This window comes from Streptococcus mitis (assembly GCF_946190275.1).
GTDB classification, from domain to species: Bacteria; Bacillota; Bacilli; order Lactobacillales; family Streptococcaceae; genus Streptococcus; species Streptococcus mitis_DC.
Map to the genome: position 1 here is coordinate 38,611 of NZ_CAMHZQ010000001.1, position 14,542 is coordinate 53,152.

A 14,542-nucleotide genomic window follows, 5' to 3' on the forward strand; every position below is an offset into this window, starting at 1 on the left:
TTAAACTATATGGATTCTATCTTCGAGTATACTTTTTTACTTATTAAATACCTTGCTCTTCTTTCACCAATTTTTGATCATATACACGGATGAATGGAAGATAAACTAGGAATGCTGCAAATGCACATACTAGAGCAACTAATACAGCTAGAAGATCTGCTGTCCCTAAGAAAGCTCCAATCCCTACTGGAGTTGGCCATGGAACCTGTGCGATAACTGGCTTAATAAAGTTTAGAGAATTCGCTACGTAATAAATAGTAGCAGTAACCATTGGTGCTAAAATAAATGGTATAGCCAAGGCTGGATTATAGATAATAGGTAATCCAAAAATTAATGGTTCATTAATATTGAATAAGGCTGGAACAACAGATGCTCTACCAATTGCTTTAAGTTGTTCAGATTTAGCAAGAAAAGCAATGTATAAACATAGACCTAAAGTCGCACCAGAACCGCCGGCAATTACAAACATATTAGAAAACTCCCCTGCAACAGCAAAATGACCACCGGCAGCATTTTCAGCCATGTTAGCAAGAGCAATTGGATTAACAAATGCAAAAACAATATTAGCACCGTGGATACCTACAATCCAAAGTAGTTGAGTCAATAGATAAATAATCATTAAACCAATCCATGAATTAGTCAGATTGGATACAAAACCAAATGGAATTGCAATGACTTTAAAAATATCTGTTCCCATTGCTACAAGAAGACCGTTGATAAAGATAACAACGAATGCAACAACAAATCCTGGAATCAAAGCGGTAAATCCACGAGAAACTCCTTCTGGAACAGCTTCAGGCATTTTAATAACCCAATTATGTTTAACACACATACGATAAATAAGAACAGTCACAATTGCCATAATGATTGCGGTAAAAATTCCCGTTGTCCCAAAACGTGCGACTCCATTTCCCATTGCCCATCCATCTGCAATTACTGCACCTTCTTTTAGACTTGTCACAGTCTTCATCATTCCACCATCAAAAATGATTTGCGGTACTGTCATGACAAAAGCCATCAAGGCAAGCAAGGCACCATTAAGAGGATTCATATTGAGTTCTTCTTCCTCTGCATAAATTTTTGTCAATTCATATGCAAGTGATAGAACGAAATAAAGAGATAGAGAACCCATAGTCGCATAGTTTGCAACCATGTAAAGTGATGTGAATTTATCAAATGAAGCAGAGAAAATATCTGCCACAATTGGCCAAAATGAGAAAGCTTGTGGCAAAATACTGAATACCAAAAACATTGACCCTACAATAGTAAATGGTACAGCTGCCATACCAGCAGCCGTGATAGCACGTACTACTTTAAACTGGGCAAGTTTGCCCATTGGTCCCATAACATGGTTTTCAAGGAAACCAAACAACCCGTTTTGTTGATCCATAAATAGACCTCCTTAATAAAACATAATAATTTTTACTTTTTAAAGACTAGTTTCAAATACAAATTATACTAGATCAGGATTATAAACTAAGTGAGTTCTTTTCCAATTGGACAAATTGTTGATAAGCCTTATCTGTTCGTTTATAAATTTTTTTAATTCTTCTAATGTCTAACAAACTCAGAACTAAACCTAATAGAAGAACTACAAAAACAAATAAACGTGCTACTTGGTTATTTTCAAAAATCGGAAAAAGATTCGTAAACCAACTTGTCCAAGTTAAAACAAGTAATCCTATTGAAATAAGCATTTGTATTCTAACAAACATTAGTGTTATTCCCAACTTTTCTTTCCTATTTCCATAAAGTTTAAATTGTTCAACAGTTGCTAAAATAGAAAATACTATGAGCATAATGGGGAAAATAATAATAAGCGAGGGACTAATAAACTGATTCAAAAGCCAATAAACATTTCCAAAAAAGAAGAGTGCTATTGAATAACGTAGAAGAAGATATCGATTGAAAAAAGTATTAGTTAGAGCCATCTCTCGACGTTGTTGTTCAATTTTTTGTCGTTCTTTTCTATCCATATCATTCCCTCCTTATATTTAGTTAACTTTCTTATAAAGAGCTAACATTTCCTTTGCTACTTCTAATAATGTCATAGTGGTCATTAAATGATCTTGAGCATGTACCATGATAATTTCAATTTTAATTTCCACTCCACTTGCGTATTCTTGCAAGAGTTTGGTTTGTGCATGATGTGCTTCAAGAATTATCTCATTTGATTGATTTAATTTACTTTCTGCATCATCAAAACTACCTTCTCTCATTTTTGCAAATGCTTCATGTATTTCTGACCTTGCATTTCCCGAATGCAGGATAATTTCAAATGCTGCAACCTGCAGTTCCTCTTGATTCATATGAACCTCCTATTTTATCTTCTCAAATATGTTAATAAAATCTTCAAAGTTATTGCAAGATATTAGCTGATTTTGCAATTCATCATTCTCTGTCAGAGAGACTATCTTTTTAGTCACAGTTGCCAAACCTTCGTTCCCATATATTGATGGAGATAGAAGAAATACTAGCTGGACATGTGAACTTTGATTATCCCAGAGTAACGAATCTTTACAAATTGCAATCGAAACCTTTCCCTCTGTACCAAAGGGTTGAATAGGATGCGGAACTGCAATTTTTTCAGAAAAAACAACTGAACTTAATTCTTCGCGCTGTTTAATTCCATAAAGTAAAGATTGTTCAAACTCATTTGATTCACCAACAGATAAACTCTCAACCATCTTTTCAAGTAAATTTACCTTGTCTGATTCAGTACATATTAAAAAATTTTCTTTACTGAAATACTGTCTAAAGCTAGTATTTTCAAACTTGTTAATCTTTGATGATTGTACATGACTAGAAACTTGCATCTGATTCATAGCTTTTCGAATCATTTCTATCTCATCACTCTTAAGAAATACACTAACTTTAAAAACTGGAATTTGAAAATATAGATTCGATAAATCAACAGCTGATACTATAAAATCTATTCCTCTAAGTTTTTCTTGATTCAATTCATAATAGCCTATTACATCAACAACTTCTACTCTGTTCCCAAACTCCGTTTCCAAACGATTTCTTAACATTTGGGCTGCACCAAATCCCGTTGCACAAATAGCAAGAATATTAAACTTAATACTCTCTTTGCTACGTTCCATAGCAGCTAAAAAGTGAAGACTTACATATGCTACTTCATCATCTGATATTGACCACTCCAAGAACATATCCATATTTGCAAGAATTTCTCTAGTCATAAAGAATATATCACTATAATTCCGTTTAATTTCATCTACCAAAGGGTTATTTAAGGTAATCCGACTTTCTAAACGTACTTGTAGTGTCATTAGATGAGTTATCAATCCTTCAATTAGTTGGAAATCTGAAGAAAAGTTATATATATCATCTAATCCTAAATCCTGAAATGTTTTAAATAAAGATTTTTTTAAAACTTCTTCAGAAATATTCTTCTGATTTTTTTGACATTGTTGACTCTTAGCTAACAAATGCAAAGTAATGTAGTCTATTTCCTGAACTGGAAATTCCTGATTTGTTACTTGACTTACTTTAGAAAGAATTCTTTGGGCAACCTTTCTCTCTATTGCATCATCAGTCATCTGACAGTCTATATTTTTTATTTCAAATCCGGATTTTAAACGAATCATAGACAATGCTATGTGAACTACTAAATTCTGTAGTACAAAATCAGATAGTTTTAGGTTGGCCTCTTGGCATTCATCCAAAACAATTCTAGCAAATTCCTCTAATGGAACATTTTGATCAAAAAAGTTAAATTTCACATAGCAATGTATTGCTTTAAAAAATTGATTCTCTAGGAAATAATTTATGATAAAACGTCGTTTATCACGTTCCTCGCCTGAGACATAAACTCCTTTATTCGCCCTACTCTCAATAGACAAATTATACTCTGATAACATCACTCGTATCTTTTTGAAATCATGAGATAATGTTGAACGACTAACGTAAAGTTCATCAGCTAAATCATCAAAAAGAACTGGAACTTGCTCAAATAATAATTTATTTAAGATAAATACTAAACGATCATCACCTTTTGAAACCGCAGTTTTCGTATAGTCTTCTTCCAGTTCATAAGTTTGTCTAAACTCCTGATAAGCGCCTTGATTCTCAAAAAATATTTGATACCCTTGACCTTGTTTTGAAATCAACTGGACGCCTTGAATTATCATTGTCTTCTCAATTAATTTCAGTGCATTACGGACAGTTCTATCTGAACAGGATAAATATTCTGCCAGTTCTTTGCTTGTAACAAAACGTTCCTTATTTTTTATTAAAAATTGAAGGATATCTTTCTCTTTAATGTTTAGCACATTCATCTCCTCCTAAAACGCATGTTTTCTCTTCTAAAGGATTTTTACACTTAAATCAATTCACAGTAAACATAAGTCCTGAAAGAGTAAAAAATCAAATATTCTCAAGAATCAAATTGGCCATTTTTTCAATACCCATTGGAATAGGAATATATGCTTGAGGAGGTATTTGTACAACTGGTTTTCCTGCTTTAGAACCCGCCTCTTCAAATTGCTTAAAGTACATTTTTGTTTGGGGACTAACAAGATATAAATCAAAATCCGCTGCTGCGATAGCTTTCCCTCCCTCAGTAGCACTAATAGCATCAACCACAATATCTTTCCCTTTTCCTTTTAGAAACTCTGTTGTTTTCTTTGCCATAAGTGATGAAGACATTCCTGCTGCACAAATAATTAAAGCTTTTGCCATAATATTTTCTCCTTTTCTTAAATCCAATCAAAGCTGTGCTAAGTTGGCTTATTTGTTATCTAATCTCATTATAAGATAAAACGTTTTCAATGACAATTCCCTCATTTTCCTAAATGATATGGAAAAAAATTATTTATACTTCAATTTATAAAATAAAATTATTCCTGAAAATAGAAATGAAACACTATTTGCTAAAATCAAAGGTAAATCACCTATACGAATACCATGAGCAAGCCACAATGCAATACCAATAACTTGCATAACATACATGCCTAGAGCAATAGATCCCGTATCCTTTGTCTTAACTACACGAAAAACTTGTGGTAAAAATGCAAATGTTGTTAAAATTGCTGCAATACTTCCAATCATATGTTACCCCAATTTACTAAACAAACTGAGAATAACCTCAGTTTGTTTACACTATTCTACTGATTCGCCATTAGATGAAATAACTTCCTTATACCAGCCAAAAGATTTTTTCGGGGAACGATTATAACTTCCCTTCCCATTATCATCTTTATCTACATAAATAAATCCATAACGTTTCCGCATTTCACCGGTACCAGCTGAAACCAAATCAATACATCCCCATGGAGTGTAACCCATTAAATCAACACCATCTTCAACTACAGCCTTTTTCATTTCACGAATATGGGCACCTAGATATTCAATTCTATAATCATCATGTACCATACCATCTGCTGCAACTTGATCTATAGCTCCAAAACCATTTTCAACAATAAAGAGTGGTAAGTGATAGTGGTCTGTAAACCAATTTAACGCATAACGCAAACCTTCTGGATCAATTTGCCACTCCCATTCAGAAGCCTTAACATAATTATTTTTTACTAAATCCTCTGTTTCAAGATAATCAAAATAAGGATTATTTTCACGATGAGAGTCGATAGCAAAGGACATGTAGTAACTGAAACCAATGTAATCTACAGTCCCACCAAGTAAATCTTCTTTATCCTGCTCTGTAAAATCAACTGAAATACCTTTTCGTTCCCAATACTTGAAAATATTTTCAGGATATTTACCTAAAACATGCACATCAGCAAAATAATAACGCTTCTGCATAGCTTTCATTGCCATTAAGATATCCTTAGGATTGCAAGTAGCTGGATAAATTGGACACATCGCAATCATACAACCTATTTGAAAATCTGGATTAATCTCATGACCAATTTTTACAGCTCGTGCAGAAGCAACTAATTCGTAATGTGCTGCTTGATACATAATTGCTTCTCTATTATCACCTTCCTCATATACAATACCTGAGTTAGTAAATGGTGCAAAATCTTCCTGATAATTCGCTTGATTATTGATTTCATTGAAAGTCATCCAATATTTAACCTTATCTTTGTAACGTTTAAATACGACTTCTGCAAAACGAGCAAAGAAATCAATCAACTTCCTATTTTTCCAACCACCATATTCGGTCACTAAGTGGTAAGGCATTTCAAAATGAGATAGAGTGATGACAGGTTCAATACCATTCTTTAAGCATTCATCAAAAAGATTATCATAAAACTGTAATCCTTCCTCATTCGGCTCTAACTCATCACCTTTTGGAAAGATACGTGTCCATGCAATAGAGGTACGGAAGCACTTAAATCCCATTTCAGCAAAAAGTGCTATGTCTTCTTTATAACGATGATAAAAATCTATCGCCTCATGATTTGGATAATATTTACCCTCTAAAACTCCCGAAGTAATTTCACGAGCTACTCCATGGCGACCAGCAGTCATAACATCAGCAACACTAATTCCCTTGCCACCTTCTTGCCATCCGCCTTCAAGTTGATGAGCAGCAACAGCTCCACCCCATAAAAATCCATCTTTAAAAGTAGTCATCTTTTTTCCTCCTGACTTTGATACTCTTATTATAAACCTCAAACCAAAAGATGAAAACGCATTCTTTTTCCTTATTGTTAAGGAAAGAAGTAATTTCAAATGGAAATAGAACAATATCTTCTTGTATTCTCGTAATGATATCTTTACGATTTGCAATACTTTCAAACTACAAAAACTCTCACAATAATTCTAATCCCCCATGTCTATAAACGACTTATCGCTTTCTGGTATCCCAGAATCATCTTCTATATAACGTTCAACTTGCATCTGCAAGTGATATTTTTTTCTTAAATCTAAGATTTTCTGCATTGTCTTTGATTGATGATGTTTATCTAAAGCTTCTTGATTTGTCCACTGATCAATAAGGAGAATAGTTCCCTCTTTTTCAATTGGTAAAAAATATTCGTATTTCAAGTTACCTTTTTGATTTCTAATTTCTTCAACAAGGCCCCTATCAAGCATTTCTCTTGCAAACTTTATTGCACTATCTCCATCACCCTTATAATATACATGAATAATCAATGTCATCTCATATCCTCCAAAATCATCCTTCAATTTTAAAAAAACAAGTTTAGATGAGGATCTAAACTTGTTTTTTTATGAACTAATTATCTAACGTTTCGCCATTACTTTCAATCACTTCTTTATACCAATAAAATGATTTTTTCTTATAGCGATTTAATGTTCCAGATCCATCATCATTTTTGTCTACGTAAATAAATCCATAACGCTTACTCATCTGGGCCGTTGAAGCTGATACTAAATCAATACATCCCCATGTAGTATAACCTAACAATTCTACTCCATCCTCAATAGCTTCACCTACTTGTTGTAGATGTTTTTTGAGATAATCGATTCTATAGTCATCATCAACAGTAGGTCCATCCGCACCTTCAATTAGAACGTCTTTAGCACCCAAACCATTTTCAACAATAAACAACGGCAACTGATAACGATCATAAAGATTATTCAACACTATACGTAAACCAATAGGGTCAACTTGCCAACCCCATTCTGAACTTTCCAAATAAGGATTAGCAATTCCTCCCAATAAATTTCCAATGCCTGATTGATAATTTTCAGGATCATGTGCTTGAACCGAACTCATATAATAAGAGAAAGAAATAAAATCCACAGTATTTTCAGCTAATAACTCCTTATCCCCTGATTCAAATTTGATATTGATATCATTTTCTTTAAAGAATCTTTGAATATATTTAGGATATTTACCGCGAGCATGAATATCTGAAAATAGATAATTCTGATTCTCAAATTCACGCGCAGCCAACGCATCTTCTGGCTTCGGTGTCATAGGATATGTTGGCATAGCCAAAACCATGCATCCAATTTTAAATTCTGGATTGATTTCATGTCCAACTTTCGTTGCCAAAGCGGATGCAACTAACTCATGATGAACCGCTTGATAAAGATCTTGTTTAGATAATTTCTCGACTGGAGTTGCAATACCACCACTTATAAAAGGAACATGTAAAACAGAGTTGATTTCGTTAAAAGTCAACCAATATTTGACTTTATTTTTATAACGATTGAAAACAGTTCTTACATAGCGCTCATAAAAACCAATCAAATCACGATTAACCCATCCATTATATTTTCTAGCCAAGTGGAGTGGAGTTTCATAATGTGATAATGTTACTAAAGGTTCTATTCCATATTTAGCTAGTTCGTCAAAAAGATTATCATAAAACTGTAAACCTTCTTCGTTTGGTTCCAATTCGTCACCATTTGGAAAAATACGAGACCATGCAATCGATGTTCTAAATACCTTAAAGCCCATTTCTGCAAATAAAGCAACATCTTCTTTATAACGGTGATAAAAATCAATTCCTTCCAATTTGAGATTATCTTCTGTAGGCAGTTCTGTAATGAATGGATTTAGATCATTATCACTTACTGGAACTCCGCCCCTAGGTGTCACATCCTGAACCGATAAACCTTTATCACCTACATTATAAGCACCCTCATACTGATTAGCTGCTGTAGCTCCACCCCATAAAAATTCTTTAGGAAATTTACTCATTTATTTTTCTCCTTTGTTTTTTTCTATACTTATATTATAATTAAATAAAAGTTACAAATCTTGCACAATAATAGCAAAAACCAATACTATACTATGAAGGAGGCCTATTATGATTAATCTCGGACAACTACATAAAAATACCCCTTATAAAAATGAATTAATTCCCTATTCTCTTACCCGGACTATTATGGAAGATGGCCTACCTGATATACTGTTTCACTGGCATACAGATATGGAAATCATATACGTACACGAAGGACAAGCAAGATTCCATATAGATACAGACTATTTTAACAGTGAAAAAGGAGATATTATTTTAATACGTCCTAATGCTTTACATTCTATACACCCAATTGAAAATACTTATCACTACATGGATGCAATCAACTTTCAATTAGACTTAATTGGTTATTCTACAAAAGATTTTGCAGCAATTCATTACTTACACCCCCTATATAACGGACAACTAGACTTTAAACGAGTGATTAAACCTAATCAACCTGGTTATACAGAAATTAGACAAACACTAATTAATTCAATGGAAATAGGATACTATAGGAAGACATTTTTTGAACTAGAATTAAAAAGTGAGTTACTAAAACTGCTTCATCTTCTCTTTCAATATAATTATGTTTATTCAAGTAAACAATCAATAGATGGTTATCGGAGAGAAGAAAAAATTAGGACAATTATCGATTATATAAGCGAACACTATCAGGAAGATTTATCAATTAATCTTCTAGCAGAACTATGTGGCTATAGTCCAACACATTTTATGAATTTCTTTAAAAAAAATTTAGGAGTTAGTTGTATGGACTATCTTATCCACTATCGTTTACGTAAAGCTACTGAACTTCTTCAACACTCAACTCTATCAGTTCTAGAAATTTCCTCAGAGGTAGGTTTTAAAAACTTATCAAACTTTAATCGCCAATTCAAAAAAGTTTACAAAACTACTCCCCGAAAATATAGAGAAGAAATAGATAAATAGATATTTTACCTTAGAAAAGTATTACAATTGGCTAGAATATCAGTAGAAACATTTATTATCATACTGTAAAATCAAGCTAAAGAATGGAGTAAAAGTATGAAAAAAATTATCTTCCTTGATGTTGACGGGACCATTGTTGACTACGATAACCACATACCCGATTCAGCTAAAATAGCTATCCAACAATCCCGAAAAAATGGACACTTAGTATTCCTTTGCACTGGACGAAGTAAAGCTGAGATGTCAAACGAAATTTTAGATATTGGCTTCGATGGTATCATTGGAGGAAATGGTTCCTACATTGAGTACAAAAATCAAGTTCTCATGCATCAACTAATTCCGTATGAGACTGCCAAACAAGTTGTTTATTGGCTTGAATCCAGAGGATTAGAGTTCTATCTTGAAAGTAATAACGGATTATTTGCGAGCCGTAATTTTCGTGATGCTGCAAGACAGATACTCCGCATCTATGCCTTAGGTAAAGGAGCTAGTGAAGACCAAATTTTAAACATGGAGCCAGAAGATGCGCTACATGGATTAGTTTATGGTGGAGAACTGTACCGAGACGATCTTAATAAAATTAGTTTTATTCTCAATTCCTACCAAGATCACTTAGATTCTAAAAAAGCTTTCCCACACCTAAAAGCTGGTACTTGGGGAGGTCGAGGAGAATCAGCTCTATTTGGTGATTTAGGGGTAAAGGATATTAATAAAGCACACGCTGTTAACATCATTCTTAAGCATTTAGGAGCAAATCATATTGATACAATTGCTTTTGGTGATGCTAAAGTTGATATTCCAATTCTCGAAACCTGCCATATTGGTGTTGCTATGGGTAATGGCGGTCCTGAAATACTAGCTATGGCTGATATTATAACAGATGATGTTCGACAAGATGGACTTTATAATGCCTTTAAAAAACTTAATCTACTGTAGGATAGTAAAATGAAAAAAACTCTCTATTTAATGCGTCATGGACAAACTCTTTTCAACAAACGTCATCTTATACAAGGTTGTTGTGATTCTCCGCTAACAGACTTTGGGATTTACCAAGCTCAAATAGCTGGCCAATATTTCAGAGAGCAAGGGATTAGATTTGATACTGCTTTTAGTTCAACATCTGAGCGAGCATGCGATACTTTGGAAATTGTAACTGATGGAAAAATACCTTATGAACGAATTAAAGGTCTAAAACAATGGAATTTTGGTGTTTTTGAAGGAGAAAATGAAGAACTTAATCCATCTATTCCTTACGAAAACTTTTTCGTCTATTATGGTGGAGAATCACAATTAGAATTACAAGAGCGAATAAATAACACTATTTGTTCGCTTATGAAGGAAGCTAAGGGCAACTCTATCCTTATTATGTCCCATGGAGCAGTTATTCGAAATTTTGCTAGAGTCTGGGAAAAATATGAGAAAGTTAAAATAGAAACGAATATGACAAATTGTTGCATTCTTAAATCCTCATATTCAGACGATATTTTTTATCTAGAAGAAGTTATCAATCATGATTTTAGCAACTGGAATAATAATTCTATTCAATAAAAATTAGATAATTTAATTTATTACATCCGTTAGTTTTAACAATTATCATCTACGACAACAAAAAGTCATGGAAATTTAAAAATCTCCATGACTTTTTATTTCTTTCGAATACGAGATAGATGGATCGTTAAATATAACTGCTCATCATCAGAAATAGAATAGTGTCTAGTTTTTTCTAAGTGTAATGCAATCTTTTTAGTTGTTTCATATGCAAAAGGATACTTCTGACACATTAGCTCAAACATTAAAGAATCATCCAATTCTTCTTGTTTCGTATTTGTTAATACACGCTCACAAAAAAATTTTAAATGAGTAATGAATCGTTGAACGTAAATATCATCTTGTTCTAAAGGAATTTCCAAACTATATTTCACAATAGTCATAATTTCTTCCATTAACTGTGTTAAATCTCGAGCATTTGAATTCTGATGATTCAACTCACTATTAACCAGGGTTAAAGCCATAAAACCCGCTTCATCATCGGGTAATTCTTGACCCAAATAGGAACTCAAAAGCTCATTGGCATATAAACCTGCCTCATACTCTTTAGGAAAGAATCGTTTAATATCCCACATGAGAAAATTCTTCATAAAAAATCCGTCACGGATTCTTTGTTCAACTCCATACATATGATCTGCCAACGATAGAAAAGCTGTATCTTTAATAGCATTATCTAATTTACATTTAGCAAAAGATATGGCTTTATCTGCAACTTCTAATAATTCTACAGGAATTTCAAAAAAACTTCTCTATGATTTTGAGATAAAATATAACGTTTATCTATTTTATTTTCATCAAGTTCATCATCAACTTTCTTACCAAATGCTAGACCTCTTCCCATTACAATGATTTCCTGATCTTTCATTTCAGATAAGACTACATTGTTATTAAATATTTTTTTAATTTTCATGATTTCACCCAATTATTAGTACCTATAGTATAGCACAAAAATGAGGTATGGAAGTTGAATCATCTTCCATACCTCCAATTAAACTATCCAATTTCAAGCAAGTTCTCTTCTAAGTTGACTTTACCACTTGCAATTGTGTTTACACTATGATACTTATTGGTATTTGTAACTATGATTGGTGTTGTAACTGAATAACCTGCTAATTTGATTGATTCAATATCAAAACTCAACAACAATTGACCTTTTTTAACTCTAGCACCCTGAACTACATGAGCTTTAAAGCCAGATCCATCTAACTCAACTGTATCCATACCAACATGAATCAGTAATTCAGCACCATCATCTGTTGCAAGACCAATAGCATGATTTGTAGGAAAGAGAAGACGAATTGTTCCATCTGCTGGTGCAACAACTTCCCCAATAGTTGGTTCAATAGCTACTCCATACCCCATTGCTCCACTAGAGAATACTGCATCTGTAGTCTCTGAAAGTGGAATAATATTTCCAACAAGTGGACTAGTAATAACCTGTTCTTTCACTCCAACTTTATCAGTTTCTAAATTTTTACCACCCTGTTTATTTTCCTTTTTCTCAAAAAGTGTTGGTACTGGTAAAGAACATTTGAATTGCAAATGAGAGGATAATAGCAATTGCTGTGCCAACTAAAGCTGCATATAAACTTCCAAAATTACCATCTGGACTAACAAGAGATGGGTAAAGGAAAATCCCCAAAGCACCTACTGAATACATAGTTACGTTGAACATTCCAACAAATCCACCAACAATACCAGATACGACGCAACTGATAATAAATGGCGTACGCATTGGAAGTGTCACACCATAAATAGCTGGTTCTGTAACACCAAAGATTGAAGAAATCAAAGCTGGAGTAGAAATTGCTTTTACCTTGCTTTCTTTCGTTTTAAGAATAATTGCTGCAAGGACACCTGTTTGTGTAAAACATGGTAACAAAGCACCTGCTAGAATAACACCAGACCCTTTTTGAGTAAGTTCAAGTATTGCCAACGGTACAAGTCCCCAATGAAGTCCAAACATAACCATCACTTGCCATAAAGTACCTAGAAGGACTCCATAAATAATAGGATTAAAATTATAAACTGAACTTAAGAATGCCCCTAGTAAATCAGACGCTGTATTAGCGATAGGACCAACTAGTAGGAAAGTCAATGGAATTGAAACAATCAAAGTTACAAACGGCACCACAAAAAGCTTGACTGTATCTGGTGTAATCTTTTTGATAAATCTTTCAATTCTAGAAGCTACCCATACAGCTAGAATAGCCGGAATAACTGTTGATAAATAACCTCCTGCGGGCATGCTTAAAGGAATTCCAAAAAAGTTAGATGCTCCTAATTCAGTCAAACTCTTAACACTTGCTTCTAAGTTTGGATAAACTAAAGACGCAGCAATTGCTAAAGCAGTGAACTCATTCATCTTAAATTTACGAGCTGCATTCAAAGCAATCATCATTGGCAAAAATTGGAAAAATCCATCACCAGCTGCGGTCAGAACTAGAGCAACTCCATTATTTGCAGCAGTCCATCCGAAGAAAGCAGTTAAAATAGCTACAATCCCTTTTATAATTCCAGCTGCTGCCAGTGGGCCAAGAAAAGGTTGGAAGATACTTGAGACAATATCAATAAAAGCATCTAAAGGATTCTTCTTAACATTATCTTCTTCATCAGCATCTACTGCCCCACTACCTTGTAAGCCGCCTACTGCTAATACCTCTGCATAAACATCCGGAACATGGTTACCTATTACTACCTGATACTGACCTCCTGCCTTAATAACTGTGACTACACCATCTCGCTTCATGAGATAGTCTGTATCAGCTTTACTTTCATCTTTAAGTGTAAAGCGTAAACGTGTTACACAATGTTTAACGCTACTCACATTTTCACGTCCACCAACGTGATTAATAATATCTTGTGCTAATTCAGTATATTTAGCCATATTGGACCTCCTTATATTTTTTGGTCATCAGTTGACTACTTATTCCCGGAAAATAGGTAACAAAAAAACCTAAACACATACCAAATAGAAAGCAAAGTATCGCTTCTTATCTCGTATTTGTTTAGGTTTTGCCTGCATGACCAGTAACAATCCATGAATCAAGTATATCACATTTTTTTATTTTTGCAAGCGCTTTTTTAAAAATTTTTTGATAATTAAATAATGAAGTTTGGCATGAAGTTAGCGAACTACTTTCAACAGAAAATAACTGATCCAACTACTATAGTTAGTTGAATTTGGAATAGTACGCTGTAGCTACTAAAACATTTCTAGAAATTAATTTGACTTTCCCAATATAGTTGTTCATATCTTATTTCAATCTACTATATATCATTATTACTTTAGGTATTTAATAAAAAACTTAGAGTTTTATTAAGGATAATTATAATCTTGATTTGGCTGATAAAACTAACTTCCAGGAGCATTTCCCCGAAATGAGAGCATAATCATTTCTAAT

12 protein-coding genes and 2 pseudogenes are annotated in these 14,542 nt (G+C 33.4%); 3 read left to right on the plus strand and 11 right to left on the minus strand.

Annotation, left to right across the window (positions count from 1 at the left end; all coding sequences use genetic code 11):
* Positions 1-43 precede the first annotated feature (43 nt).
* The 9 genes from celB to N8M20_RS00220 form a co-directional block, all read right to left on the minus strand.
* Complete coding sequence (gene celB, locus N8M20_RS00180) at positions 44-1,390, minus strand: PTS cellobiose transporter subunit IIC (protein WP_261078567.1); 1,347 nt, start codon at positions 1,388-1,390, stop codon at positions 44-46.
* 79 nt (positions 1,391-1,469) lie between these two features.
* Positions 1,470-1,976 (minus strand): hypothetical protein, encoded by a 507-nt coding sequence (locus N8M20_RS00185; protein ID WP_049511261.1) that lies wholly within the window; start codon positions 1,974-1,976, stop codon positions 1,470-1,472.
* A gap of 18 nt (positions 1,977-1,994) precedes the next feature.
* Positions 1,995-2,309 (minus strand): PTS cellobiose transporter subunit IIA, encoded by a 315-nt coding sequence (locus N8M20_RS00190; protein ID WP_001070943.1) that lies wholly within the window; start codon positions 2,307-2,309, stop codon positions 1,995-1,997.
* A gap of 9 nt (positions 2,310-2,318) precedes the next feature.
* A complete protein-coding gene (locus N8M20_RS00195; RefSeq protein WP_261078569.1) occupies positions 2,319-4,298 on the minus strand; it encodes a BglG family transcription antiterminator in 1,980 nt (659 codons plus the stop codon).
* Between the two features lie 88 nt (positions 4,299-4,386).
* Positions 4,387-4,701: a PTS cellobiose transporter subunit IIB gene (locus N8M20_RS00200; RefSeq protein ID WP_049511259.1), complete on the minus strand. Its 315-nt coding sequence runs from the start codon at positions 4,699-4,701 to the stop codon at positions 4,387-4,389.
* Between the two features lie 129 nt (positions 4,702-4,830).
* A complete protein-coding gene (locus tag N8M20_RS00205; RefSeq protein WP_261041734.1) occupies positions 4,831-5,070 on the minus strand; it encodes a SemiSWEET transporter in 240 nt (79 codons plus the stop codon).
* A gap of 51 nt (positions 5,071-5,121) precedes the next feature.
* Positions 5,122-6,558, minus strand: a complete 1,437-nt coding sequence (locus N8M20_RS00210) for a 6-phospho-beta-glucosidase (protein ID WP_261078571.1) — start codon at positions 6,556-6,558, stop codon at positions 5,122-5,124.
* Between the two features lie 189 nt (positions 6,559-6,747).
* The gene (locus N8M20_RS00215; protein WP_261078573.1) at positions 6,748-7,086 is read right to left on the minus strand and encodes an antibiotic biosynthesis monooxygenase family protein; all 339 of its coding nucleotides are present in this window, start codon (positions 7,084-7,086) and stop codon (positions 6,748-6,750) included.
* Between the two features lie 76 nt (positions 7,087-7,162).
* The gene (locus N8M20_RS00220; protein ID WP_261078575.1) at positions 7,163-8,599 is read right to left on the minus strand and encodes a glycoside hydrolase family 1 protein; all 1,437 of its coding nucleotides are present in this window, start codon (positions 8,597-8,599) and stop codon (positions 7,163-7,165) included.
* Between the two features lie 109 nt (positions 8,600-8,708).
* Between N8M20_RS00220 and N8M20_RS00225 the strand changes: the two genes are divergently transcribed.
* From N8M20_RS00225 to N8M20_RS00235, 3 genes are all read left to right on the plus strand, one after another.
* The gene (locus tag N8M20_RS00225; RefSeq protein WP_261078577.1) at positions 8,709-9,590 is read left to right on the plus strand and encodes a helix-turn-helix domain-containing protein; all 882 of its coding nucleotides are present in this window, start codon (positions 8,709-8,711) and stop codon (positions 9,588-9,590) included.
* Between the two features lie 96 nt (positions 9,591-9,686).
* On the plus strand, positions 9,687-10,526 hold the full coding sequence (locus tag N8M20_RS00230) for an HAD family hydrolase (RefSeq protein ID WP_261078579.1): 840 nt from the start codon (positions 9,687-9,689) through the stop codon (positions 10,524-10,526).
* A gap of 9 nt (positions 10,527-10,535) precedes the next feature.
* Positions 10,536-11,138: a histidine phosphatase family protein gene (locus N8M20_RS00235; protein WP_261078581.1), complete on the plus strand. Its 603-nt coding sequence runs from the start codon at positions 10,536-10,538 to the stop codon at positions 11,136-11,138.
* 95 nt (positions 11,139-11,233) lie between these two features.
* Here N8M20_RS00235 and N8M20_RS00240 read toward each other — a convergent pair.
* Positions 11,234-12,048: pseudogene (locus tag N8M20_RS00240) on the minus strand (PRD domain-containing protein).
* A gap of 83 nt (positions 12,049-12,131) precedes the next feature.
* Positions 12,132-14,025, minus strand: a pseudogene (locus N8M20_RS00245) (beta-glucoside-specific PTS transporter subunit IIABC).
* Positions 14,026-14,542 lie beyond the last annotated feature (517 nt).

What these genes read in the sequence shown, in the direction of transcription:
- celB (WP_261078567.1), bottom strand. Translation starts at nt 1,390, where the DNA reads ATGGATCAACAAAACGGGTTGTTTGGTTTCCTTGAAAACCATGTTATG.
- N8M20_RS00185 (WP_049511261.1), bottom strand. Translation starts at nt 1,976, where the DNA reads ATGGATAGAAAAGAACGACAAAAAATTGAACAACAACGTCGAGAGATG.
- N8M20_RS00190 (WP_001070943.1), bottom strand. Translation starts at nt 2,309, where the DNA reads ATGAATCAAGAGGAACTGCAGGTTGCAGCATTTGAAATTATCCTGCAT.
- N8M20_RS00195 (WP_261078569.1), bottom strand. Translation starts at nt 4,298, where the DNA reads ATGAATGTGCTAAACATTAAAGAGAAAGATATCCTTCAATTTTTAATA.
- N8M20_RS00200 (WP_049511259.1), bottom strand. Translation starts at nt 4,701, where the DNA reads ATGGCAAAAGCTTTAATTATTTGTGCAGCAGGAATGTCTTCATCACTT.
- N8M20_RS00205 (WP_261041734.1), bottom strand. Translation starts at nt 5,070, where the DNA reads ATGATTGGAAGTATTGCAGCAATTTTAACAACATTTGCATTTTTACCA.
- N8M20_RS00210 (WP_261078571.1), bottom strand. Translation starts at nt 6,558, where the DNA reads ATGACTACTTTTAAAGATGGATTTTTATGGGGTGGAGCTGTTGCTGCT.
- N8M20_RS00215 (WP_261078573.1), bottom strand. Translation starts at nt 7,086, where the DNA reads ATGACATTGATTATTCATGTATATTATAAGGGTGATGGAGATAGTGCA.
- N8M20_RS00220 (WP_261078575.1), bottom strand. Translation starts at nt 8,599, where the DNA reads ATGAGTAAATTTCCTAAAGAATTTTTATGGGGTGGAGCTACAGCAGCT.
- N8M20_RS00225 (WP_261078577.1), top strand. Translation starts at nt 8,709, where the DNA reads ATGATTAATCTCGGACAACTACATAAAAATACCCCTTATAAAAATGAA.
- N8M20_RS00230 (WP_261078579.1), top strand. Translation starts at nt 9,687, where the DNA reads ATGAAAAAAATTATCTTCCTTGATGTTGACGGGACCATTGTTGACTAC.
- N8M20_RS00235 (WP_261078581.1), top strand. Translation starts at nt 10,536, where the DNA reads ATGAAAAAAACTCTCTATTTAATGCGTCATGGACAAACTCTTTTCAAC.